Annotated in this window: 18 protein-coding genes; 7 read left to right on the top strand and 11 right to left on the bottom strand. The window is 70.3% G+C overall.

Features of this window, described 5'->3' with window-relative positions:
- Positions 1 to 5 precede the first annotated feature (5 nt).
- The 7 genes from MVG78_RS04465 to MVG78_RS04435 all read left to right on the top strand — a co-directional run bounded on the left by MVG78_RS04465 (position 6) and on the right by MVG78_RS04435 (position 10,608).
- Positions 6 to 1,673, top strand: a complete 1,668-nt coding sequence (locus tag MVG78_RS04465; protein ID WP_247558570.1) for a methyl-accepting chemotaxis protein — start codon at positions 6 to 8, stop codon at positions 1,671 to 1,673.
- Positions 1,674 to 1,707: 34 nt separating this feature from the next.
- A complete protein-coding gene (locus MVG78_RS04460; RefSeq protein ID WP_247558568.1) occupies positions 1,708 to 4,059 on the top strand; it encodes a hybrid sensor histidine kinase/response regulator in 2,352 nt (783 codons plus the stop codon).
- A gap of 50 nt (positions 4,060 to 4,109) precedes the next feature.
- Positions 4,110 to 5,168: a chemotaxis-specific protein-glutamate methyltransferase CheB gene (gene cheB, locus MVG78_RS04455; protein ID WP_247560311.1), complete on the top strand. Its 1,059-nt coding sequence runs from the start codon at positions 4,110 to 4,112 to the stop codon at positions 5,166 to 5,168.
- A complete protein-coding gene (locus MVG78_RS04450; protein WP_247558566.1) occupies positions 5,165 to 6,901 on the top strand; it encodes a response regulator in 1,737 nt (578 codons plus the stop codon). The genes cheB and MVG78_RS04450 overlap by 4 nt, the downstream gene beginning before the upstream one ends.
- A 70-nt stretch (positions 6,902 to 6,971) precedes the next feature.
- Positions 6,972 to 8,813: a response regulator gene (locus MVG78_RS04445; RefSeq protein WP_247558564.1), complete on the top strand. Its 1,842-nt coding sequence runs from the start codon at positions 6,972 to 6,974 to the stop codon at positions 8,811 to 8,813.
- Positions 8,814 to 8,875: 62 nt separating this feature from the next.
- Positions 8,876 to 9,550: a GntR family transcriptional regulator gene (locus MVG78_RS04440; protein WP_247558562.1), complete on the top strand. Its 675-nt coding sequence runs from the start codon at positions 8,876 to 8,878 to the stop codon at positions 9,548 to 9,550.
- A 62-nt stretch (positions 9,551 to 9,612) separates the two neighbouring features.
- The gene (locus tag MVG78_RS04435) at positions 9,613 to 10,608 is read left to right on the top strand and encodes a 2-hydroxyacid dehydrogenase (RefSeq protein WP_247558560.1); all 996 of its coding nucleotides are present in this window, start codon (positions 9,613 to 9,615) and stop codon (positions 10,606 to 10,608) included.
- 387 nt (positions 10,609 to 10,995) lie between these two features.
- On the opposite strand, the gene MVG78_RS04430 is transcribed toward MVG78_RS04435, so the two are convergent.
- The 11 genes from MVG78_RS04430 to MVG78_RS04380 form a co-directional block, all read right to left on the bottom strand.
- Positions 10,996 to 11,631: a hypothetical protein gene (locus tag MVG78_RS04430; RefSeq protein ID WP_247558557.1), complete on the bottom strand. Its 636-nt coding sequence runs from the start codon at positions 11,629 to 11,631 to the stop codon at positions 10,996 to 10,998.
- 80 nt (positions 11,632 to 11,711) lie between these two features.
- On the bottom strand, positions 11,712 to 13,709 hold the full coding sequence (locus tag MVG78_RS04425) for a DNA translocase FtsK (RefSeq protein WP_247558555.1): 1,998 nt from the start codon (positions 13,707 to 13,709) through the stop codon (positions 11,712 to 11,714).
- Positions 13,598 to 14,416, bottom strand: a complete 819-nt coding sequence (locus tag MVG78_RS04420; RefSeq protein ID WP_247558553.1) for a DNA translocase FtsK 4TM domain-containing protein — start codon at positions 14,414 to 14,416, stop codon at positions 13,598 to 13,600. Before MVG78_RS04420 ends, MVG78_RS04425 begins: the two co-directional genes overlap by 112 nt.
- A 121-nt stretch (positions 14,417 to 14,537) precedes the next feature.
- Complete coding sequence (locus MVG78_RS04415) at positions 14,538 to 15,536, bottom strand: asparaginase (protein WP_247558551.1); 999 nt, start codon at positions 15,534 to 15,536, stop codon at positions 14,538 to 14,540.
- Complete coding sequence (locus MVG78_RS04410; RefSeq protein ID WP_247558549.1) at positions 15,533 to 16,243, bottom strand: isochorismatase family protein; 711 nt, start codon at positions 16,241 to 16,243, stop codon at positions 15,533 to 15,535. The genes MVG78_RS04415 and MVG78_RS04410 overlap by 4 nt, the downstream gene beginning before the upstream one ends.
- Positions 16,243 to 16,944 (bottom strand): isochorismatase family protein, encoded by a 702-nt coding sequence (locus MVG78_RS04405; protein ID WP_247558546.1) that lies wholly within the window; start codon positions 16,942 to 16,944, stop codon positions 16,243 to 16,245. The genes MVG78_RS04410 and MVG78_RS04405 overlap by 1 nt, the downstream gene beginning before the upstream one ends.
- Complete coding sequence (locus tag MVG78_RS04400) at positions 16,944 to 17,942, bottom strand: ABC transporter ATP-binding protein (protein ID WP_247558544.1); 999 nt, start codon at positions 17,940 to 17,942, stop codon at positions 16,944 to 16,946. Before MVG78_RS04400 ends, MVG78_RS04405 begins: the two co-directional genes overlap by 1 nt.
- A gap of 14 nt (positions 17,943 to 17,956) precedes the next feature.
- On the bottom strand, positions 17,957 to 19,048 hold the full coding sequence (locus MVG78_RS04395) for an ABC transporter ATP-binding protein (RefSeq protein WP_247558542.1): 1,092 nt from the start codon (positions 19,046 to 19,048) through the stop codon (positions 17,957 to 17,959).
- 5 nt (positions 19,049 to 19,053) lie between these two features.
- Positions 19,054 to 19,959, bottom strand: a complete 906-nt coding sequence (locus MVG78_RS04390; RefSeq protein WP_247558540.1) for an ABC transporter permease — start codon at positions 19,957 to 19,959, stop codon at positions 19,054 to 19,056.
- A 13-nt stretch (positions 19,960 to 19,972) separates the two neighbouring features.
- The gene (locus tag MVG78_RS04385) at positions 19,973 to 20,920 is read right to left on the bottom strand and encodes an ABC transporter permease (protein WP_247558538.1); all 948 of its coding nucleotides are present in this window, start codon (positions 20,918 to 20,920) and stop codon (positions 19,973 to 19,975) included.
- A gap of 12 nt (positions 20,921 to 20,932) precedes the next feature.
- Entirely contained in the window at positions 20,933 to 22,528 is a 1,596-nt protein-coding gene (locus MVG78_RS04380; RefSeq protein WP_247558537.1) for an ABC transporter substrate-binding protein, read from the bottom strand.
- Between the last annotated feature and the right edge of the window lie 149 nt (positions 22,529 to 22,677).

Genomic DNA, 22,677 nt, shown 5'->3' with positions numbered 1-22,677 from the left:
TCCGCGTGTCGATCGCCAACCGTATCCTTTTCGGCTTCGTCGCCTTGATCCTGATGCTCGCCGGCCTCGGCTGGTACGGGCTGAGCCAGCTCAGCCTGGTCCGCAACACGACGGACACCATCGTCACCCGCGACCTCGCCATGATGCGCCAGCTCGATGCGGTGCGGACGGAGAGCCTGACCGTGCAGGAGGCGCGCAACACGGCGGTGTCGCGCTTCCTGCTGCGCACGCTGGGCCGGCCGGTGCCGGACGACGATTCCCAGAAGCTCTGGAACGAGGCCCATGGCCGGTCGGAGGCCGCGATCCGCGACGCCCGCGACCGTGCCCGCCGCTTCGGCGACAACTCCGTCTCGGAGGAGCGCCGGCGCTCCTGGCAGCGCCTGAACCAGTCCCTGGAGCGCGGCGCCGGAATCCTGGGTCAGATGCGGGGCCTGACGGAGACGCAGTTCGCGGCGATCCGCGCCAACGACCTGGAAGGCGTGACCGCCGTTTCGGCCCCGATCCTGGCCCTGTCGCACGAGCTCGACACCGCCCTGCAACAGGCCGATACCGAGTTGGACGAAACCCTGGCGGCCGGGCAGGCCGTGGTGGCCAGGACGTATGAGGACAGCCGCTTCTCCGTGCTGGCGGTGCTGGGCGTCGCCGTGCTGGTCGGGGTGATCCTGGCGGCGCTGGTGCGCCGGACCATCAGCGCGCCGCTCTCGGCCTTCATGGAGTTCGTCGACCGCGTCGGCCGGGGCGACCTGTCGGGCGCCGCGGCCGCCACCGGCAAGGACGAGATCGGCCAGCTCGGTACCATGCTGAACGGGATGGTGGAGGGCCTGCGCCAGCTCACCCGGCAGAGCCGGGAGGTGACCGAGAACCTCAACGCCGCCGCCGCGGAGATCCGCGCCTCCACCCAGGAACAGGCGGCGGGCGTGGAGGAGCAGCTCGCGGCGGTGCAGGAGACCGCGGCCACGGCCGACGAGATCACCCATACCGGCACGCAGATCGGCAAGCGGGCGCAGGAGGTCATCACCTCCGCCCAGGCGGCGGCGCGCAACAGCAGCGCCGGGCTGCGCGCCGTGGACGACACGATGCAGGCCATGGATTCGATCCGCGAGCAGGCGGAGGCCGTGGCCTCGAACATCGTGTCGCTGAGCGAGAAGACCCAGGCGATCGGCGAGATCATCGCCACGGTGAACGACATCTCGGAACGCTCCCACCTGCTGGCGCTGAACGCCGCCATCGAGGCGGCGGCGGCGGGGGAGCAGGGCCGTTCCTTCGCCGTGGTGGCGGCGGAGATGAAGACGCTGGCCGACCAGGCCAAGGAGGCGACCGGGCAGGTGCGCTCCATCCTGGGCGACATCCAGCGCGGCATCAGCGCCTCGGTGATGCTGACGGAGGAGGCGGTGAAGCGCGTCTCCGCCGGCAAGGCGCGCACCGACACCACCCATGCCACGATCCGCGAGATCACCGGCAGCATCCAGGAAAGCGTGCAGACCTTCCAGCAGATCGTGGCCAGCACCAACCAGCAGCAACTGGGCATCGAGCAGGTGATGGGCGCGCTGGGCAACATCCGGCAGGCGAGCCAGCAGACGGCGGCCAGCACGCGGCAGCTCGACACGGCGGCGAGCAACCTCAGCCAGCTCGCGCAGCAGCTCGTCGCGCTGGCCGACCGCTACCGGCTCTGAGCGCGGCACCACCGGACGGGAAGGCCGCGCGCGCATGTCCGACTTCCGCCAGGAACTGCTGGCCGCCTTCGCGGTGGAGCACCGGGAACACCTGGATGCCATCCGTGCCGCCCTGGCGGCGGCGGAGGCCGGGCGGCCGCTGGACCTGCGCGACATCTTCCGCCGCGCGCACAGCCTGAAGGGTGCCGCCCGGGCGGTGGACCTGCCCGCGGTGGAGGAGCTGGCGCACCGGCTGGAAACGCTCTTCTCCCGGCTGGGCGAAGGCGGGATGCCGCTGGATGCCCAGGCCCAGGCGGTGGCGCAGCAGGGGCTGGACGCGATCGAGACCCAGGTGGCCGCGCATCTCGCCACCCCGCCGGGGGAGGACGGGCCGCCGCCCCCGGCGGCCGCCCTGGCGGCGCTCGACGCGCTGCTGGGCATCGCGCCGGAGAACCGGGCGGAGGCGGCGGTCCCGGCGGCCGTGCCGGTGCGGCGCGACGAGGCGGAACGGCCCGGCGAGGGGGCGGAAACGGCGCCCGCCGAGCGGCATCCGGTACCGGGCGGTGAGTATCTGCGGGTCGAGGCTGGGCGCGTCGATGCCCTGTCCGGCCTGCTGCACGAACTGTCCGGGGAATTGCAGCGGCAGGACCGGCAGGCGGAGGCGCTGCGCCGGCTGGAGCGCAGGCTGCGGGGGCTGCGCCGGAACTGGCAGGAAATGCGCGGAGAGGCCGGGAAGGCGGCGGGCGGTGGGAACGGCGCGGAGGCGCGCCTGCGGGAGTTCGACCTGGCACTGGCCGGCCTCGGCCGGGACCTCACTGCCCTGTCCCGCGAGAGCCGGGACTCGGCCTGGAACGCCGAGCAGCTCTCGCGCCGCCTGCGCCTGGGGGTGCAGCGGATCTCCCTGGTCCCGGCGGAGGCCGTCCTGGGCGGCCTGGGCTCCATGACGCGCGACCTGGCGCGCTCCGAGGGCCGGGAGATCGCCCTGCGGCTGGAAGGCCTGGACACAGAGGCCGACCGCCGCGTGCTGCAGGCACTGAAGGACCCGGTGCTGCACCTGTTGCGCAACGCCGTGGGGCATGGGGGCGAGCCGCCGGAGCGGCGGCGGGCCCTGGGCAAGCCGGAACGGGGCGAGGTCGGGCTGCGCATCGAGCTGGGCGGCGGCCGGCTGCGGCTGCGTGTCTTCGACGATGGCGCCGGGCCGGACCTGGAGCGCATCGAGGCCCAGGCGGTGCGCCAGGGCCTGCTGCCCACCCGTAGCACCGAGGCGCCTCCTCCGGCCGAGGACCGCCTCCTCGCCCTGGTCTTCGAGCCCGGCTTCTCCACTGCCGAGACGGTGGGCCGGCTGTCGGGGCGCGGCATCGGCCTGTCGGTGGTGGCGGAGGCGGCGCGGGCGCTGCACGGCCATGCGCTGATGCGCCGGCGCCATCCCTGGGGGACGGAGGTGGTGATCGACCTGCCCTTCTCCGCCACGCGGCAGAACGTTCTGCTGCTGGAAGCCGGCGGCCATCCTTTGGCCCTGCCGACCCATGGGGTGGAACGGCTGCTGCGCCTGCCCGAGGCGGCGCTGCAATGGGCGGAAGGCCATCTCGCCACCCGCATCGCATGGGGCGGGCGGGACGTTATGCTGCCCGTGACGAACCTCGCTTCCCTTCTCGGCGTCCCCGGCGCCCGGCTGCCCGTCGAGGCCGGCCATCTGAGCATGGTCCTGCTGCGGGCCGGGGAGCGGCGCTGCCTGCTCGCGGTGGAGGCTCTGTCCGACGTGCGGACACTGCCCGTCTCGGCGGCGGATATGGGCGCGGGCGGCGGCTGGGGGCTGGACCCGGCCCTGGTCTCCGGCCTGGTCCTGCCGGCGGGAAGCCTGGTGCCGCTGCTGCGCCCCGAAGGGCTGATGGACCGCTGGCTGCGCGGCATGGGCGGCGCCGGCGAAGGATATGGCGCCCAGGGAGAAACCGGGGGCCAGTCCGGCGGGGTCCGGGGCGACACGCTCGGCCTGCTGCCCCGCCCGGGCGCCCCGGCGGGAAATGCGGAAGCCGGCGAGCGCGCCGGCATCCTGGTGGTAGACGATTCCATCACCACCCGGACCCTGGAGAAGAGCATCCTGGAGGCGCAGGGCTACCGCGTCCTGCTGGCGGTGGACGGCGTGGAGGCGCTGAACCTCCTGCGCGGCGGCGAAGCCGTGATCGACCTGGTGCTCGCGGATGTGGAGATGCCACGGATGGACGGCTTCGGGCTCCTCCAGGCCATCAAGAACGATCCGCGCCTCGCCGGGCTGCCGGTGATCCTGATGACCTCCCGCGCCGATGAGGAGGACATCCGGCGCGGCCTGGAACTGGGCGCCGGGGCCTATCTCACCAAGCAGAAATTCGACCAGCGCGAGCTCCTGGCCACGATCGGACAGTTGTTGTGAGCGGCGCCCCCTCCGGACGGACGGTGCCGACCGCGGGGCCCGTCCGGGTCATGATCGTGGAGGACTCGCTGGTGGTGCGCCGGCTCCTCATGCACATCATCGCCCGCGACCCGCGCCTGCTGCTGGTGGGGGCGGTGGAATCGGCGGAGGACGCGCTGCGGTCGCTGCCGCGCCTGCGGCCCGATGTCATCTCCATGGATATCCGCCTGCCCGGCATGGACGGGCTGGAGGCGACGCGGCGGATCATGGAGGAGACGCCGACACCGATCGTGGTGATCGCCGATGCGGTGGAGGATGCCTCGCTGCGCATCTCCATGAACGCGCTGCGCGCCGGGGCGCTGTCCGTGGTGGAGAAGCCGGTCGGCCTGTCCTCCCGCCACTACGAGGCGATCGCGGAAGAGATCTGCACCCAGCTCTTCATCATGAGCCAGGTGCCGGTGATCCGGCGCCGCGCCATCGGCCGGGCCGCCGAGCCGTCCCTCCCCGCGCCGCCCGAGCCCTTCCCCACGGTGGCCCCCGGGACCACGCCGCCGCGCCCGGCGGTGGTGGCCATGGCCGCCTCCACCGGCGGGCCGCCGGCCCTGGCGCGGGTAATCGGCGCCCTGCCCGCCGGCTTCCCGGCGCCGATCCTGCTGGTGCAGCACATGGGGGCGCCCTTCATGGAGGGCTTCGCAGCCTGGCTGGACGGTCTCGTTCCCTTGAAGGTGGAAATCGGCCGCGACGGGGTGACGCCGCTGCCCGGCCATGTCTATGTGGCGCCCGGCGACCGGCACCTGCTGCTGTCGCCGGCCGGTCCGCTGCAGGTCAGCGCCGGCCCGCCGGTGGGCGGCCAGCGCCCCTCGGCCAATCTGCTGTTCCAGTCCGTGGCGCAGGCCGCCGGGGCCAGGGGGCTGGGCATCCTGCTGACCGGCATGGGCGAGGATGGAGCGAGGGGACTGACGGAGTTGCGACGGCAGGGCGGCTTCACCATCACCGAGCATGAGAGCAGCGCGGTCGTCTATGGCATGCCGGCGGCGGCGGTGCGGATGGGCGGCTCCTCGGCGAGCCTGCCGCTGCACCTGATCGCGCCGCGCCTGCTGCGCCTGGCCATGCCGGAGGCGGGCGCATGAGCGGCGGAAGCACGGCCGGCGCCAGCATCCTGCTGGTCGAGGATTCCGACACCCAGGCCCTGCAACTGCGCCGGATGCTGGAGCAGCAGGGCTTCACGGTGACGCGCGCGGCCACGGCCGAGGCGGCACTGGACGGGCTGAACGACGGGCTGCCGGACCTGGTGATCGCCGACTATCACCTGCCGGGCATCAACGGCGACGAGTTCTCGCGCCGCATCCGCATGAACCTGCGCACCCGGGCGATCCCGGTGCTGATGCTCACCAACGCGCGGGAACAGGACCTGGAGCGGCAGGGGCTGGAAAGCGGTGCCGATGCCTATGTGCCGAAATCCGCGGAGCAGGAGGTGATCCTGCTGCGGCTGCGGGCGCTGCTGCGACGCCGGCCGCGGGGCGGCACGGAAGCGCCACCGGCCCCCGGTTCCCAGGCGCAGCCGGCCTTCCGCCGTGCCGCCATCCTGCTGGTGGAGGACAGCGCCACCCGCCGGGCCTGGATGAGCCACATGCTGTCGCAGGACGGCTATACCGTCCATGCCGTCGCCGGGCCGGAGGAGGCGCTGGCCGCCATCCGGGCGGAGGATGCCGCCTGGGACTGCGTCGTGATCGCCATGCTGAGCCCGGGCTTCGACGGTGTGGCGCTGTGCCGCCGCCTGAATGCGCTGCGCAGCGGGCCGGGCGACGGCCCTTCCTTCCAGATCGTCGGCCTTGGCAATGACGAGAGCACGGGGCGGGAGATGCTGTCCCAGGTCTTCGAGGCCGGGGCGGACGACCTGGTCTCGGCCACCGCCAGTGCCGAGGCGATCCGGCTGCGCATCCGCACCGTGGTGCGCCGCCGGCTGATGCAGGAGGAGAACCGCCGTATCGATGCCGAGCTGCGCGAGCGGGAGCTGGCGCTGGCGCATGCGCGAGCCGAGGCCGTGGCCGCCGAGGCCCGGGCCGCATTGGCCGAGGCGCTGGCGCGGGCCAATGCGGAGCTGGAGGAAGCGAACCGCCAGCTCCGCGACACCCAGGCCAAGCTGGTGCAGGCCGCCAAGATGGCCTCGCTGGGCGAACTGGTGGCGGGCATCGCGCACGAGATCAACAACCCGCTCGCCTTCATCCTGGCGCATCAGGGCACGGTCGAGCGGGTGCTGGAGCGGCTGGGCCCGCATGTCGCGGCGGATGCTGAGGCGCGGGCTCTGGTGGAGAAGGGGCGCCAGCGCTCGCAGTCCATGACGCTGGGCCTGAAGCGGATCCAGGACCTGGTGCTGAACCTGCGCAAGTTCTCGCGGCTGGAGGATGGCGGGTTCCAGTCGCTCAACGTGCCGGAAGCGATCGAGACGGTGGTGGCGCTGCTGACGCACAAGCTGTCCAACCGGATCGTGGTGCGGCGCCAGTTCGATGCGAGGCCGGAGCTGTTCTGCTCCCCCTCCCTGCTGAATCAGGTGGTGATGAACATCGTGGGCAACGCGGCGGACGCGATCGAGGATCAGGGAGCGATCACCATCGCCACGCGCGAGTCGGACGGGCAATACGTGATCGAGATCGCCGATACCGGCCCCGGCGTGCCGGAGGATCTGCGGGAGCGGATCTTCGAGCCTTTCTTCACGACCAAGCCGATCGGCTCCGGCACCGGGCTCGGCCTCGCCATCGCCTACAACGTCGTGCGCGCGCATGAGGGGCACATCGCCGTGGGAGCCTCGCCGGAAGGCGGCGCGCGCTTCACCATCAGCGTGCCGCTGCGGGCCGCCGCATGAGCGGCCTTCCGGGAGAGCCGGGCGCGGATGGGGGTCCCGCAGGGGCGCCCATCGGGGCACCATCCTGCTGGTGGATGACGAGGCGGAGATCGTCACCGCGCTGCAGGACCTGTTCGAGGACGAGTACGACGTCCTCGCCACCACCTCGCCCACCGACGCGCTGCGGCTGTTGCAAAGCGAGCCGGACGTCTCGGTGATCCTGTCCGACCAGCGCATGCCGGGCATGACCGGCGACCAGATGCTGGCCCGGGCGCGCGGCATCACCAGGGCCGAGGCGCTACTGCTCACGGGCTATGCCGATCTCGACGCGGTGGTCTCCGCGCTGAACAAGGGGCGCATCGCCGGCTATTCGCCCAAGCCCTGGGATCCCGTGGCGCTGCGCGGGCTGGTGGGCAGCGCGCATGACCGCTGGGCCCTGGCGCGGGCGCTGGAAACGGAGCGCAGCCTGTTACACGGGCTGCTGGACAATTCCCCCGGCCGCCTCTCCTTCAAGGACGCGCAGGGCCGTTTCGTGCGGCTGAACGCGGCCAAGGCGGAATCGATGGGTCGCAGCGTGGCGGAAAGCCTGGGCCGGCGCGAGCAGGAGTTCCTGCCCCCCGACGCCGCCGAGGCACTGACCCGGATCGAGGCGGAGGCCCTGCACGGCCGCGCTTCCGCCGAGGCGGTGGAGGAGGAGCGCCGGGAGGGCGGCACGCGCTGGTTCTCGGTGAGCCGCGTGCCGGTGATCCGCCAGGATGCGCCCGCCTTCCTCGTGACCATGGAGCACGAGATCACCGAGCGCCGGAACCTGGAGGCCCGGCTGCGCCAGGCGGACAAGATGCAGGCGCTGGGCACCATGGCCGGCGGGGTGGCGCATGATTTCAACAACCTGCTGACGGCGATCCTGGGCAACCTGCAACTGGCGCTGCGCACGGCGCCCGAGGGGTCCCGCCAGCAGCGGCAGCTCCGCAACGCTATCGCCGCCGCGGAGCGCGGCTCCGGGCTGACGCAGAGGCTGCTCTCCTTCAGCCGGCAGCGGGATCTCGACCTGCGGCCGGTGGATGCGAACCAGCTCGTCCAGGGGATGGAGGACCTGCTCAGCCGCACCCTGGGCGGGCTGATCCGCATCGAGCACGACCTCGCCCCGGATCTCGGCCCGGTCCTGGTGGACCCGGGTCAGCTCGAACTGGCGCTGCTCAACCTCTGCATCAACGCCCGCGACGCCATGCCGGAGGGCGGGCTGCTGACCCTGGGCACGGGCCGCGCCAGGGTCGAGGCCGGCGACGTGCCGGAGCTGAAGCCGGGCGATTATGCCGTGCTCTCGGTGCGCGACACGGGCGCCGGCATGGCACCGGAGGTGCTGAGCCATGCCTTCGAGCCCTTCTTCACCACCAAGGAAGTGGGCAAGGGCACGGGGCTGGGCCTCTCCATGGTCTATGGCCTCATGCGCCAGTCCGGTGGCGGCATCCGCCTGCAGAGTGAGCTGGGGCAGGGCACGCTGGTGGAGCTGTTCCTGCCGCTGTCCGGCCTGCCGGGCCCGGAGGAAAGCCAGGCTGGCCCCGTGCCGCTGCCGCGGACCCGGCCGCTGAGGATCCTGGTGGTGGATGACGACCCCGCCGTGCGCGAGGTGACGGCGACCTTCCTGGAGGAACTCGGTCACGAGATCCTGGAGGCCGGGGACGGCCCCTCCGCCCTCCGGACCCTGGAGGCTGAGAGGATCGACCTGATGGTGGCGGATCTGGCGATGCCCCTGATGTCGGGGGCGGAGCTTGCCGCCACGGTGAAGGCCTCCCATCCCCGGATGCCGGTGCTGCTGGTGACCGGCTATGCCGAGCTGGACAAGCTGCCCAAGGAATACCCGCTGTTGCACAAGCCCTTCCGGCAGGCGGACTTGGCACGGTGCATCCAGGAACTGATGGAAAGCCGGCCCTGAACGGGGCGATGGGCAGCACAGCGGGCAGGTGACAGAATCTGCTCTTCTGATATTGTAGATTCATGCCGCCCGTATCCCTGGCCCCCCTGGAGATCGAAGCCGCGCCCAGCCTGGCGGAACGCGCCTATGAGCGGTTGCGGGATGCGATCGTGGAGGGACACCTCGCCGCCGGCACCAAGCTGTCCGAACGCCGGCTGGCCGTCGCACTGGGCATCTCCGCCCAGCCGGTGCGCGAGGCGCTGCGCCGCCTGGAAGGCGAGGGGCTGGTGGAAACCCGCCCCAAGAGCGGCACCTTCGTGTCCTCCCTGGACAGCACGAGGCTGGCGGAGATGGGCCGTATCCGCGCGGCGCTGGAAGGTGCCGCGGCGGCGCTGGCGGCCCGCCGGGCAGGCCCGGCCGACCTGCGGGTGCTGGAACAGCGGCTCGATGCCATCCGCGCCGCGACGGCCCAGGGAGACCGCGCCGCGCTGGCCGGGGCCAACGATGCCTTCCACACCGCGCTGCACCGGATCACTGGCAATGCCTTCCTGATCCGCAGCCTCCAGGCCCTGCGCGCCTATTTCCATGTCGGCAGCCGGCGTGTCCTGGCCGGGGAGGCGGAAACCCGGCTGGCCCTGGAGGAGCACCAGGCCATCCTGGATGCCATCGCCACCGGCGAGGCCGAGCGGGCCGAACGATTGATGCGCACCCATGCGCTGCGCTCCCTGGCCGTGGCCTTTCCGGAAGCAGGCCGGTGACGGCCCGCGCCCATCGACCGCGCCGCGCCCGGCACCCCTGACGAAAAGGACCCGCACGAAACATGACCGAAGACCCGTCGTCCCAGGACAAGTCCCCTCAGGACAAGCCGCGCGTCCTCGTCGCACGCCGGGTGCCGCCCAATGTCGCCGCCCGCGCCCGCGAGATGTTCGACGCCATTGTCACCGAGACGGACATGGATGCCGACACCACGCTGCGCGTGATCCGGGAGGAGCACATCGCCGGGCTCTTCTCCGGCCCCAAGGTGAAATTCACCGCCGCCCATGCCGAGGCCATGCCGGACTGGCTGAAGGTGATCGCCAATCCCGGCGCCGGCTTCGACCACATGGATGTGGAGGCCGCCAAGGCACGCGGCATCGTCGTGACCAACGCGCCGGATGTGGTGACGGACTGCACCGCCGACCTCGCCATGATGCTGATCCTGAACGCCAGCCGCCGGGCGCGCGAGTACGACCAGGTGATGCGCGAGGGCTGGCGCAAGCCCTATGGCATGCCGGACCTGCTGGGCCTGCGCCCGAGCGGCAAGACGCTCGGCATCGTCGGCATGGGGCGGATCGGCCAGGCCGTGGCGCAGCGCGCGCGCGGCTTCGGCATGAAAATCCTGTACAACAACCGCCGTCGCCTGCCGCCGGAACTGGAGCAGGGCGCCGAGCATGTCGCGGATCTGCACGAGCTGCTGCGGCGTTCGGAGATCCTGTCCCTGCACCTGCCCGCCAGTGCCGAGACGGGCACGCTGATGACGCGTGAGCGTTTCGCGCTGTTGCCGCGCGGCGCCGTCTTCGTGAACACCGCGCGCGGCTCGCTGGTGGACGAGGATGCGCTGATCGAGGCGCTGAAGTCCGGCCAGCTCTTCGCCGCGGGCCTCGATGTCTTCCGCAAGGAACCGGATTTCGACACGCGCCTCGCCGAGTTGCCCAATGTTTTCCTGACGCCGCATGTGGCGAGCGCCACGGTGGATACGCGCGACGCCATGGGCTTCCGCACGCTGGACAACATCGCCAGCGTGCTGTCCGGACGCGGGGCGATCGATCCGGTCTGAGTTGAAGCGTCGCTCGTCGTGGTTGACCGCCGGGGGCAAGGCGCTGCCTCGCCCCCGAGACCCCCACTCCGCCCATGACCATGATGGGGGACCGAAGCCGGTCCCCGGACCCCGGGCTTTCGTGGACGCTGGTGGCGGCCGTCAGTCTGCCGTCCGATCCCTGAGCGCAGACGGATCAGCGGGGCGCCCGAAAAGAAGAAGACAACTTGTCCGTGCTGGTGGCGCCCGCAGTCGCCGGAGAGCCATGCTCTCCGGCGCGATCCGGTGTCAGCAAGAGCCAGCGAATGGGGTCCAGGGCGCGCAGCGTCCTGGCGGATGGGGGGTCCGGGGGTGAAGGCGGAGCCTTCCCCCGGAAGACAGAACAACGCCAGGAGCGCGTAGCCGGCGCTACCGCTTCAGCCCTGGAATGGCGCCCAGGAGGTTCTGCGTGAGACCGGGCGGCAGGCCCTGGGGCAGTTGCAGGGTCTGGTAGTTCTGCGGGATGCGGAAGCGGGCCGAGTCCTGGCGGGCATAGGTGACGCTGGTGGCCTCGATGCCGCCCTGGCGGCCCTGGACCTGTCCTTCGGCGCGCAGCAGCACGCCATCCGCCGTCAGACAGGCGCGGCCGCTGGCGTCGCGCTCCTCATAGCGCCAGTTGGTGCAGGACAGCCCGGCGATCGTCGCCACCCCTTCACGCGTGAAGCGCGTGTTCGGCCCGAAATCGGCGGGCAGGCCCATCTTCTGCAATTCCTCGGCCGGAAGTTCGGTGACGAGGCGCATCTTGTCCATCACCAGCTTCGCCTGGCCGTTGCGGCGGTCCAGCACGCCCCAGCCATTCTGGCGGGGTAGTTCCAGGCGCAGCAGGCGTTCGGAGGCCAGCCATTCCGCCTCGACCGGTTCCGGCTTGCCACCAAGGGTCCGGTAGGTGACGGCAACGTCGCGGCTCGGCTCCAGCCGTGGCGTGGCCGTCTGAGCCAGGGCGGGCGTCATGGGGGCGGCCAGCAGGCTGGCCACGAGGAAAAGGCGGCGTGTGGGTCGGCGCATGGCGGGGGTTCCTCCGCTCCTTTCGGTGACGCATGGCCGGAAACGGGTTTCCGGCCATGCATCACCCTGGGTGATCGGCGCTAATCGTCGTTCCCGCGCACCAGCACCTCGCGCTTGCCGACATGGTTGGCGGGGCCGACGATGCCCTCCTTCTCCATCTGCTCGATGAGCTTGGCGGCACGGTTGTAGCCGATGGAGAGATGACGCTGGACGAAGGAGGTGCTGGCCTTGCCCTCCCGCGTCACGAGGTCCACCGCCTGCTCGAAGAGGCCGCGCTCGCCGCCCTCGCCGCCACCGGGGCCGGCGGTGGGCGCGTCGTCATCCTCGACCTCGGTGACTTCCTCGATATAGGAGGGCTCGCCCTGCTCGCGCAGGTATTCGACGATGGCCTCGACCTCGGCATCCGAGACAAAGGGGCCGTGGACGCGGTTCATGCGGCCGACACCGGCCATGAACAGCATGTCGCCCTGGCCGAGAAGCTGCTCGGCGCCCTGCTCGCCCAGGATAGTGCGGCTGTCGATCTTCGAGGAGACCTGGAAGGAGATGCGGGCGGGAAAGTTCGCCTTGATGACGCCGGTGATGACATCCACCGAGGGGCGCTGCGTCGCCATGATGACGTGGATGCCGGCGGCGCGCGCCATCTGGGCGAGGCGCTGCACCGAGGCCTCGATCTCCTTGCCGGCCACCACCATCAGGTCAGCCATCTCGTCGATGACCACGACGATCATCGGCAGCGGCTCCAGCGCCAGGGGCTGGTCCTCGAAGACCGGCTTGCCCGTGTCGGGGTCGAAGCCCGTCTGCACGCGGCGGGTCAGCATCTCGCCCTTCTCGCGGGCGGCGGTGACCTTCTTGTTGTAGCCGGCGATGTTGCGCACGCCGAGTTGCGAAAGGGCGCGGTAGCGGCGCTCCATCTCCCGCACCGTCCATTTCAGCGCGCCGATCGCCTTGGGACTTTCCGTCACCACCGGGGCCAGGAGATGCGGGATGCGGTCGTAGACCGAGAGTTCCAGCATCTTCGGATCGATCATGATGAAGCGGCACTCATCCGGCCCATAGCGGTAGAGCAGGCTGAGGATCATGGTGTTGATCGCCACCGACTTGCCGGAACCGGTCGTGCCGGCGACCAGCAGATGCGGCATGGTGGCGAGGTCGGCGATCACCGGGGCGCCGCCGATATCCTTGCCGAGGGCGAGGCTGAGGCGGCCCTGCGCCCTGTCCCATTCCTCGTCGGCCAGCAGTTCGCGCAGATAGACCGTCTCGCGCTTCGCGTTCGGCATCTCGATGCCGATGACGTTGCGGCCCGGCACCGTGGCGATACGGACGGCGGTGACGGACATGCTGCGCGCCACGTCATCGGCCAGGCCGATCACGCGCGCGGACTTGGTGCCAGGCGCGGGCTCCAGCTCGTAGAGCGTCACCACCGGGCCGGGGCGCACCTCCACGATGCGGCCGCGCACGCCGTAATCCTCCAGGACGCCTTCCAGCATCCGGGCGTTGTTCTGCAGCATCTCCTCGGTCGGGCCGTTGTCGCGGCGGCGCGGCGCCTCGGTCAGCAGGTCCAGCGGCGGCAGGGCGAACTGCTCCGGCGGCAGGTTCCGGGGCGGCGGGGGAACCGGGCGGCGGGGCGGCGGCGCGGCCCGTTCGGTGCGGGGCGGGGGCGGCGGCAGGTCCGTCTCGTCCTCGTCCTCCATCGGCTCCGGCTGCGCGGCACGGCCGAAGCGCGGCTCGATGCGGCGGGGCGGCGGGACGGCTTCCTCCGCCGGTCGGCGCGCGCTGAGACGCAGGCCGGGAATGGCGATCCGGGAGCGGCTCGGCGCCTCCTCCGGCCCCTCCTCATCCTCCTCCGGCTCGAAATAGGCGGGGCGCGGGGCCGGGCGGGCGGGGGCATCCTCCGGCGGCAGGTGGATGCGCGGGCCAGGCCGGGCCGCGGCGGCATTGCGGCGGCCGGCGGCGGCATCGGCGGCGCTCAGGAGATGCTGCAGGTCCGGCGAAGCCTGCCGCTGCCGCGACAAGAGGCCACCCAGGTTGCGGAAGGGGGACAGGAACTCCCCGAAGCTCCGGGAGCCGCTCCGTTCCATCCGGGCCCGGCGCCGGGCCGCGCGCTCGGAGATCTCCATGCCGAGCGAGACGCCCCCCGCGCGGCGGCGACGCTGCCACGGGCGGCGCTGACCCCCGCCTTGCGCCAGGAGAGCAGGGGAATGCCGAGCGCGACGAAGGCGAAGACAAGACCGAGGATGGCGGTGCCGGCAGTGGCGGCCATCCCGCCGAAGGGGCCGAACCAGTTCCGGGCCGTGCCCTCCAGCGTGTTGCGGACCAGCGGGCCCACGACGCCGCCGGCGTGCACCGAGCCCCAGGCCGGCAGGCCCGCCATGACGGCGGCCGCGGCCAGGACCGGCAGCGCGGCGAGCATGGCGGCGACTCGGCCGGCGAAGGGCTTCAGGCTGCGATGCGTCCCGAGGCGGAGCGCCCAGCAGAGCAGGCAGGCGGCCGGCAGCCAGCCGGCCCAGCCGAAATCCTGCAGCAGCACGTCCGAAACGATGGCGCCGACCGGCCCGGCGAGGTTCGTCGCCGGACGCGCGGTGGCGGTGTTGAGCGACGGATCGGCGGGGTTGTAGGAAATCAGCGCCACGACCAGCGCCAGGCCGGCGAGACCCAGGACCACACCCAGGAATTCCCCACCCCGGCGCCGCATCGCCGCCCGCACGGCGGGGGAGGCGAAGCGCTGGGCGGCGCCGGACAGGCGCCCGTTCGGAGCGGGGTAACGATCACTGGCGGCACGCGACATCAGGCAACCCAAGCTGAGACCTTGCCTCAGCCTAGCATGCCAAATACCTGTCGCGTACCGCTTTTCTCAACCGCAGCAAGGGATTGGCCACCCGCAGAGACCGGGAAGCCACAACCCTGGATCAGTAGGTGTCGAAGATTCTCGCCACCTCGGCGGGGTCCTGCGTCACGGTCAGCGCCAGGGCGAGGAGAATGCGCGCCTTCTGCGGGTTGAGGTTGTCGCCGGTGAGGAAGCCGTATTCCTTCAGCTTCGTGCCGGGAAAGACGCGGCCGGAACCGGCGCGGCTGCACTGGACGACGATGACCCCGTCCTGCACCGCCTGCTTCAGCGGCTCCAGGTCGCCCGGGCCGCAGAAGCCGGGGGCGAAGCCGGCGGACACGATGCCCTTCGCCCCGGCGGCGAGGAAGGCGCGGACCGCCGTGCCATCGGCGCCGGCATAGGCGTAGCTGATATCCACCCGCGGCAGGGCGTCGAGGGAACGGATGTCGAAGATCGTTTCCGGCGCCCCGAGTCGCAGCGGCTTGCGGTACCAGACCACCCGGTCGCCATCCGCCTGCCCCAGCACCCCGAAATCGGGGGAGCGGAAGGTCTGCATCCGGCCGGTGGAGGTCTTGGTGACCTCCCGCGCGCACTGGATCTCGTCGTTCAGCAGGACCATGACGCCCATGCCGCGCGCGCCCGGATCGGCGGCGACGCGGACCGCGTTCACCAGGTTCAGCCCCGCATCGGTGGACAGCGCCGAGGCCGGGCGCTGCGAGCCGGTGACCACGACCGGCACCGGCACCTTGGCCGTCAGGTGCAGGGCATAGGCGGTTTCCTCCAGCGAGGCGGTGCCATGGCCGATGACGATGCCGGCGAGGCCCGGATCCTCCGTCACGACCTTGTCGCAGAGCAGGACCAGCGCCTTCCATTCCGGGAAATGGATGTTCGGGCTGGGCACGGCGCTGAACGGCACCGGGAAGACATCGGCGGCGAGCTGCACCTCGGGAAAGCGGGCGAGAATGCCCTCGGCATCCATCATGTTGCCGGTGGAGCCGTAATCCACCGTGTCCAGCGGCCCCTTGCCGAGGGAGGAGATGGTCCCCCCGGTGCCGATGAAGGCGACGCGCGGCCGGCTCATGCCGCGGCCTCCGCCCGCCGGGCGATCGCGGCTTCGAGTTCCACGGTGCTCATCACGTCACCGAAGGTCAGGTAGATGTTCATGAGAGACGCGTTGTGCTCCTCGTCGGTCACGGCGGCATTGCCGTCCGAGACCATGATGACACGGAAGTTCAGCATCATCGCGTCGCGGGCGGACGTCTCGCAGCAGATATTGGTCAGCGTGCCGGTGATCAGCACCGTGTCGATGCCGCGTTCGCGCAGCAGGGCGGCGAAATCCGGGCCGCCCTTCGCCGCGCCGGGGATGAAGGCGCTGTAGCGGTATTTCGGCACGACCGTGTCACCGGGCAGGATGTCCAGCCCCGGCCAGAAGGCGTGGCCCGGGCTGCCGGGCGCCATGGAGCGGACGCGGGCGGCCCGCTGCGCCGCGGAGACGGATTCCTCCAGCACCGTCCATTCGGCGCGGGATTCCTCGTCCGAGGCGTTCTGCACCCAGTACACGGCACCACCGGCCGCACGCAGCGTGGCGGCAAGGCGGTTGATGTTGGGCACGATATCCGTACCGCCCGGCACGAAGGCATGGGCCAGACCGGGGTCGAGATAGCCGTTCTGCATGTCGATCACCACCAGCGCGGTGCGCGCCGGGTCGAGATCGGCGAAGCGGTGCTCGGTGCCGAACTTGGCCAGCACGCGCTGGCGGACGAAATCCGGAATCCGCGTGCGGTTCATCAGGTGGCCGCCCTGCGGGTGGCGTGGTCCAGCGATTCCTCGATCTCCGCCACGCTCAGCACATCGCCGAAGGTGGCGTAGAAGTTGATCAGCGAGGCGTTGTGCTCCTCGTCGGTCAGGGTCGCATTGGCGTCCGAGACCATGATGGTGCGGAAGTTCAGCATCATCGCATCCCGCGCCGAGGATTCGCAGCAGACATTGGTCATGGTGCCGGTGATCAGCACCGTGTCGAGCCCCTTCTCCCGCAGCACGCGCGGCAGGTCGGAGGAGCCCTGGATGAAGGCGCTGTAGCGGTACTTGCGCAGCACCGTGTCCTCCGGCTTCACCTCCAGCTCCGGCCAGAGCTCATGGCCCGGCGTGCCCTCGCTCATCGCCCGGGCACGGGCCTCGCGGCGTTCCGGCAGGGTGAATTCCTCCATCACCGACCATTCCCGGGCGGAACGCTCGTTGAAGGTGTTGCGGATCCAGAAGACCTCGCCCCCCGCGCACCGCAGGGCGGCGGCGAGGCGGTTGACCGCCGGTACGATCTCCACCGCCGCCGGCACCGGTGCGAAGCCCAGATCGGCGCGCATGAAGCCGTTCTGCAGATCCACCACCACCAGGGCGGTGCGCTTCGGGTCGAGTTCGGCGAAGGGATGCGCCGTGCCGCGCCGGGCGATGACACGGTCCACGATGCTCTGCGGGATGGCGATCTTGTGCATCAGGCGAATTCCGGGGTGAGGACGGTGTCGGGCACGCGCACGCAGCGCGCCATGCGGCCCGGTGCCGGATGACGGGCGGAGGGCTCGCCCCCCAGGCATTCCGACGTGGCCAGGGAGCAGCGCGGGGCGAACTTGCAGCCGGGCGGCAGGTTGCGCAGGTCTGGCGGGGCGCCGGGGATGGTTTCCAGATCGCGGTCGCGCGGCTGGTTGTGGACGGTGGAGGAGAGCAACCCGGCGGTATAGGGATGCATCGGATCGCGCAGCACCTCGCGCACCGGCCCCGTTTCCACCACGCGGCCGGCATACATCACCGCCACGCGGTCGGCGATCTCGGCGGCCACGCCCAGGTCGTGGGTCACGAAGATCACGGACATGCCCATCTCCTGCTGCAACCGGCGCAGGAGGATCAGCACCTGGATCTGCACCGTGGCGTCCAGCGCGGTGGTGGGCTCGTCGGCCAGGAGGAGCTTCGGCTCGCAGCTCAGCGCCATGGCGATCATGGCGCGCTGGCGCAGGCCGCCGGACAGCTCGAAGGGATAGGCATCGAGGCGGCGCTGGGCGGAGGGGATCTTCACCAGGTCGAAGAGTTCCAGCGCCCGGGCGCGTCCCTGCCGGTGGCTGACGCCCTTGTGCAGGGCAACCACCTCGGCGATCTGGTCGCCCACCCGCGCCACCGGGTCGAAGGCGGTCATCGGCTCCTGGAAGATCATCGAGACGGTGCCACCGCGGAAGCGGCGCAGGTCGCCCTCCCCCATCGCCAGCACGTCCTGGCCGGCGATGCGGACCTTGCCGTCAATCACCGCGCGCTTCGGCGGCAGCAGGCGCATCAGGGCACGCATGGTGACGCTCTTGCCGGAGCCGCTCTCGCCCAGCATGCAGAGCACCTCGCCCGCTGCCATGGAGAAGCTGACGCCGTTGACCGCGCGCACCGTGCTTTCGCGCGTCACGAAGCGGACATTGAGGTCCTGGACCTCGACCAGCGGTGCGGCCGTGCTCATCCCACCCCCTCCCCTCAATGCACCAATGGCGCGGCGACGAGATCCGCCCGCCCGGCCAGGCTGTGCCCCGAATCCGGGTCCTGGATATGGCAGGCGGCGCAATGCGCGCCGGGCGCGTCGGTGTTGCCCAGTTGCGGCATCTTCGCGGCGCAGACCTCCTCGGCGAAGGAGCAGCGGGTGCGGAAGCGGCAGCCGGAGGGCGGGTTGATCGGATTGGGCGGATCGCCGGTCAGCGGCGGCTCCTCCATCCGGTGATCCGGGTCCATGGAGGGGTGGGAGGCCAGCAAGGCCCGCGTATAGGGGTGCTTCGGGGCACGATAGAGATCCTCCGCCGGGCCAATCTCCACCACCTGGCCCAGATACATCACCAGAACGCGGTCGCTGATCCAGCGCACCACGCTGAGGTCATGGCTGATGAAGATGTAGGTGAGGCTCAGTTCCCGCTTCAGCGTGCGCAGCAGGTTCAGCACCTGCGCCTCGACACTCTTGTCCAGGGCGGAGACGGCCTCGTCCAGGATCACCATGCGCGGGCGCAGCGCCAGGGCACGGGCGATGTTCACGCGCTGCTTCTGCCCGCCCGAAAGCTCATGCGGATAGCGCGGGCCGAACAGGGCCGGATTGAGCCCGACCTTCAGCAACAGCTCCCGCGCCAGGGACAGCGCTTCCCTCTTCGGCACGCCATGGGCGATGGGGCCGAAGGCGACGGAGCCCTGGATCGGCATGCGCGGATTCAGCGAGGAGGCGGAATCCTGGAAGACCATCTGCACCTGCCGGCGCATGGCGGCGACGGAGATGCCGCGCGGCGCGGCGACCTCCTCGCCATCGAAGATCTGCTCGCCGCTGTCGGGGATGATGAGCCGGGTGAGCAGCCGCGCCAGGGTGGATTTGCCGCATCCGGATTCGCCCACGATGCCCAGCGTCTCTCCCTTCATGACGCGGAAGGAGACGCCGTCCACGGCGCGGACATGGCCGGTGACACGTTGCAGGGCGCCGCCGCGCAGAGGGAAATGCTTCTGCAGGTCGCGCACGTCCAGCAGCGGCTGCGCCGGACCGCCGACGTCGCGCGGGTCGCGGAAATGGGCAGGGGAGAGGGTCGTCTGGCTCATGCTCATCAGATCCGGACATCCATGGCGGAACGCAGTCCGTCGCTGACCATGTTGACACTGACCGAGGTGACGAAGATCGCGATTCCGGGCATGGCGGCGACCAGCGGGTTCACGTAGATCGACTGTCGCAGCGTGTTCAGCATCAGGCCCCAGTCCGGCTCGGGCGGCTTCACGCCCAGGCCGAGGAAGGACAGGCCCGAGCCGAGCAGGATGCCGACGCTGATCATGCCGGAGGCATAGACCAGCACCGGGCCGAGCACGTTGCCCAGCACATGGTGCCAGAGCACGAGATGGATGCCGGCGCCGGTGGCGCGCGCCGCATCCACGAAGTCCAGCGAGCGGACCTGGGTGGTGGCGCTTTCCGCGATCCGGCAGAGCGGCGGGATGAAGACGAGGGAGAGGGCGATGAAGGCGTTGCCGATGCCGCCGCCCATGGCGCCGGAGATGGCAACGGCGAGCAGGATGGAGGGGAAGGCGTAGAAGACATCCATCACCCGCATGATCAACGTGTTGACGCGGCCGCCGGCGAGGCCGGCCAGCACGCCCAGCCCGCCGCCGACCACCGTGGCGATGGCCACGGGGACGAAGCCCATCAGCAGCGTCAGCCGCCCGCCATAGAGGAGACGGGACAGCATGTCGCGCCCCAGCTCGTCCGTGCCCAGCGTGTGGCCCATATAGCCCGGCGGCTTGAGGCGGCGGACGATGCTTTCCTTGTAGGGGTCGAAGGGTGCCAGCCAGGGCGCCGTGACGGCCAGCAGGATGATGGCCAGCAGGAGCAGCCCGAAGAAGATGGTGACGTAGTCGTAGCGCAGGCGGTAGCCGACAGTGCCCCAATAGCCGCGGACCTTGGGCAGGCCGATGCTGTCCGGGACGGGCGCAGGGGAGACCTGGCCGGCGGTGGTGCTGCTCATGGCGCCGCTCTCCTCAGACACGCTTGATTCGGGGGTCGATGGCGGTCTGCACCAGATCGACGGCGAGGTTGGTCACCACGAAGATCATGGCCAGCACCAGGATGGTGCCCTGAAGCACGGGGATGTCGCGCGTCAGGATCGCCTTGCTGAGCAGGAAGCCGGTGCCAGGCCAGGCGAAGACCGTCTCCACCAGGATCGAGCCGCCCATCAGCGCGCCGAACTGCAGCCCCATCACCGCCAGGATCGGCGGCAGGGCGTTCTTCAGCACATGGCGGATCGCCTTGCTTTCCGGCAACCCGTTGGCCCGCAGCGTGGTGACGAATTCCTGTGCCATCACCTCGGTGATTGCGGAGCGTGCGGTGCGGGCGATGATGCCGACCGGGATCATCGACAAGGTGATCACCGGCAGGATCATGAAGGGTACGGTGCTCCAGCCGATCGAGGCGGATCCGCCCGGCCCCATGCCGGAGGCAGGCAGGAGCTGCGCCTCCACCGAGAAGAGGATCACCAGCACGATGCCGAGCCAGTAGTTCGGCACCGAGACGCCCAGGATGGCGGTGCCGGTGACCATGCGGTCCAGCCAGCTTCCGGCGCGGTAGCCGGCGATGGCACCGAACGCGATGGCCACCGGAAAGGCGATCAGCACCGCCAGCAGGGACAGCAGCACGGTGTTGCCGAGGGAGCGCAGGATCTCCTCCAGCACCGGGCGACCCGTCGCGATGGAACGCCCGAGATCGCCGGTCATCACATTGCCCAGCCAGGACAGGTACTGGATCGGCAGGGGCCGATCCAGGCCGTAAAGCGCCTTCAGCTTCGCCACCGTCTCGGCATCGGCATCCGGAGGCAACATGGTCTGCAGCGGGTCGCCGGGCGCCAGATAGACCAGCAGGAAGCAGATGATGGACACGCCCAGCGCGATCGGCAGGACGGCCAGCAGACGGCGTTGGACATAGACCAGCATGGGAGATGTCCCTCAGGGCTGCAGGGTGACCGGCGTCAGGTCCTGGAACCAGCTCTGCGCCTGCACGAAGCCCTTCACCTTGGGCGAGAGGGCGCGCGGGTTCAGGTCATGCGCCACCCAGATCATCGTGGCCTGCTCGTTCATCCGTTCGTGGACCTGGGTCAGGATCGGCAGGCGCTTCTCCGGATCGAAGGTGTTCATGGCCTGGGCGACCAGCTTGTCGAGCTGCGGGTCCTCGAAATGCCCCCAGTTGCTGCCCGCCGGCGACCACTGCGACTTCATGATGAAGCGGAACATGCCGTTGAACGGGTCCTGCGTCGCGCGGGTGATGTTGATGCCGTTGATGTCGTGGTGCTTGTCCACACCTTCGCGGCCCACTTGCAGCAGCGCGTTCCAGTCCATGACCTGGAGGTTGACCTTGAAGCCGACCTCCTCGAGCTGCGCCTTCACCAGCTCGTTCATCGGCAGCGGCTGCATCTGGCCGGAGCCGGAGGTGGAGATGGCGAAGGTGACGTTGCAGGGGGTGCAGCCCGCCTCCTTCAATAGCACCTTGGCCTTGTCCGGATTGTATTCATACTTCACCGGCTTGCCGTAATAGGCGGTGGAAGGCGGCACGGTGGCATAGCCCGGCAGGGCGACCCCGCCCAGCATCTCCACCATATCGTCGCGGTTGATCGCGTAGTTCGCGGCCTGCCGCACCCGGATGTCGTTGAAGGGCTTGTCCACGAAATTGAGCTGGTAGGCCCAGTTATGCGGATAGGCGTTGGTGATCACCCGCATGCCCGAGGACTTCAGGCGGGGGATGGTGTCGGGTGCCGGGGCCTCGATCCAGTCCACCTGGCCGGAGAGCAGGGAGGCCGTGCGGGTGGAGGCCTCCGGCATCGGCAGCAGCACGAGGCGGTCCTGCTTCGGGATACGGCCCTTGTCCCAGTAGTCCTTGTTCGGCACCAGCTCCAGCCGCTCGCCCGGCACCATGCGGGAGAAGCGGTAAGGCCCTGTGCCGGAGGGGTTCTTGGCGAAGGCGTTGGCGTCGTTCTTCAGCTCCTCCGACCGGGCAGGGCTGACCATCATCAGAAAGGACAGGTTGTAGGGGAAGATGCTGTCCGGCTGCTTGGTGGTGAAGGCGACGGTGTTGTCGTCCACCGCCTCGACGCTCTCGAAATTGGTCAGATAGCTGCGCGCGAAGGCGAATTGCTGGGCGTTGAACTGGGGCGCGCCTTCCTTGGTCATGCGCTCCATGTTCCAGATGACCGACTTCGTGTTGAAGTCGCTGCCGTCGTGGAACTTCACGCCCTTGCGCAGGGTGATGATCCAGCGCCGGCTGTTGTTCGGGTCAATATGCCATTCCTCGGCCAGGCCCGGCTTGATGTCGGCGATCTTGTCGCCTTTCGACAGGTCCCAGAGGATCAGCGAATCATAGAGGTTGTAGCCGACGAAGCGCCAGCCCTCGAAGCCCTGGTCGGGCAGGCCGCCGGTGAAGGGGATGTCGCCGGCCGTCATCGCGACGCGCAGCACGCTTTCCGCGGAAGCGGGGGCGGGCGCCACGGCGCCCAGCAATGCGGTCATCAGGCCCAGGGACACACCGAGGCGCAGGGAAGGCACCGTCATCTTCTCTCCTTGTCCCGGCAGGACGGATCGGATTTTCTGATTCCGCTATCAGCAATCGCCGTGCCAGATGTCGCGTGACACACGGCATGCACCGGCGGAGCGTGATGAGGCATGCCCCATGCCGCGTGGGACGGCATTTCTCCCGCCGG

Source organism: Roseomonas gilardii subsp. gilardii, assembly GCF_023078375.1.
In the GTDB taxonomy this organism is placed as follows: Bacteria; Pseudomonadota; Alphaproteobacteria; order Acetobacterales; family Acetobacteraceae; genus Roseomonas; species Roseomonas gilardii.
Note: the sequence above shows the minus strand (reverse complement) of the source record. Positions and strands in the feature narration are given on the sequence as shown.

Bases quoted from the DNA above. Each gene is read 5' to 3' on its own strand.
- MVG78_RS04460 (WP_247558568.1), top strand. From the start codon at position 1,708: ATGTCCGACTTCCGCCAGGAACTGCTGGCCGCCTTCGCGGTGGAGCAC.
- cheB (WP_247560311.1), top strand. From the start codon at position 4,110: ATGATCGTGGAGGACTCGCTGGTGGTGCGCCGGCTCCTCATGCACATC.
- MVG78_RS04450 (WP_247558566.1), top strand. From the start codon at position 5,165: ATGAGCGGCGGAAGCACGGCCGGCGCCAGCATCCTGCTGGTCGAGGAT.
- MVG78_RS04440 (WP_247558562.1), top strand. From the start codon at position 8,876: ATGCCGCCCGTATCCCTGGCCCCCCTGGAGATCGAAGCCGCGCCCAGC.
- MVG78_RS04435 (WP_247558560.1), top strand. From the start codon at position 9,613: ATGACCGAAGACCCGTCGTCCCAGGACAAGTCCCCTCAGGACAAGCCG.
- MVG78_RS04430 (WP_247558557.1), bottom strand. From the start codon at position 11,631: ATGCGCCGACCCACACGCCGCCTTTTCCTCGTGGCCAGCCTGCTGGCC.
- MVG78_RS04425 (WP_247558555.1), bottom strand. From the start codon at position 13,709: ATGGAACGGAGCGGCTCCCGGAGCTTCGGGGAGTTCCTGTCCCCCTTC.
- MVG78_RS04420 (WP_247558553.1), bottom strand. From the start codon at position 14,416: ATGTCGCGTGCCGCCAGTGATCGTTACCCCGCTCCGAACGGGCGCCTG.
- MVG78_RS04415 (WP_247558551.1), bottom strand. From the start codon at position 15,536: ATGAGCCGGCCGCGCGTCGCCTTCATCGGCACCGGGGGGACCATCTCC.
- MVG78_RS04410 (WP_247558549.1), bottom strand. From the start codon at position 16,243: ATGAACCGCACGCGGATTCCGGATTTCGTCCGCCAGCGCGTGCTGGCC.
- MVG78_RS04405 (WP_247558546.1), bottom strand. From the start codon at position 16,944: ATGCACAAGATCGCCATCCCGCAGAGCATCGTGGACCGTGTCATCGCC.
- MVG78_RS04400 (WP_247558544.1), bottom strand. From the start codon at position 17,942: ATGAGCACGGCCGCACCGCTGGTCGAGGTCCAGGACCTCAATGTCCGC.
- MVG78_RS04395 (WP_247558542.1), bottom strand. From the start codon at position 19,048: ATGAGCCAGACGACCCTCTCCCCTGCCCATTTCCGCGACCCGCGCGAC.
- MVG78_RS04390 (WP_247558540.1), bottom strand. From the start codon at position 19,959: ATGAGCAGCACCACCGCCGGCCAGGTCTCCCCTGCGCCCGTCCCGGAC.
- MVG78_RS04385 (WP_247558538.1), bottom strand. From the start codon at position 20,920: ATGCTGGTCTATGTCCAACGCCGTCTGCTGGCCGTCCTGCCGATCGCG.
- MVG78_RS04380 (WP_247558537.1), bottom strand. From the start codon at position 22,528: ATGACGGTGCCTTCCCTGCGCCTCGGTGTGTCCCTGGGCCTGATGACC.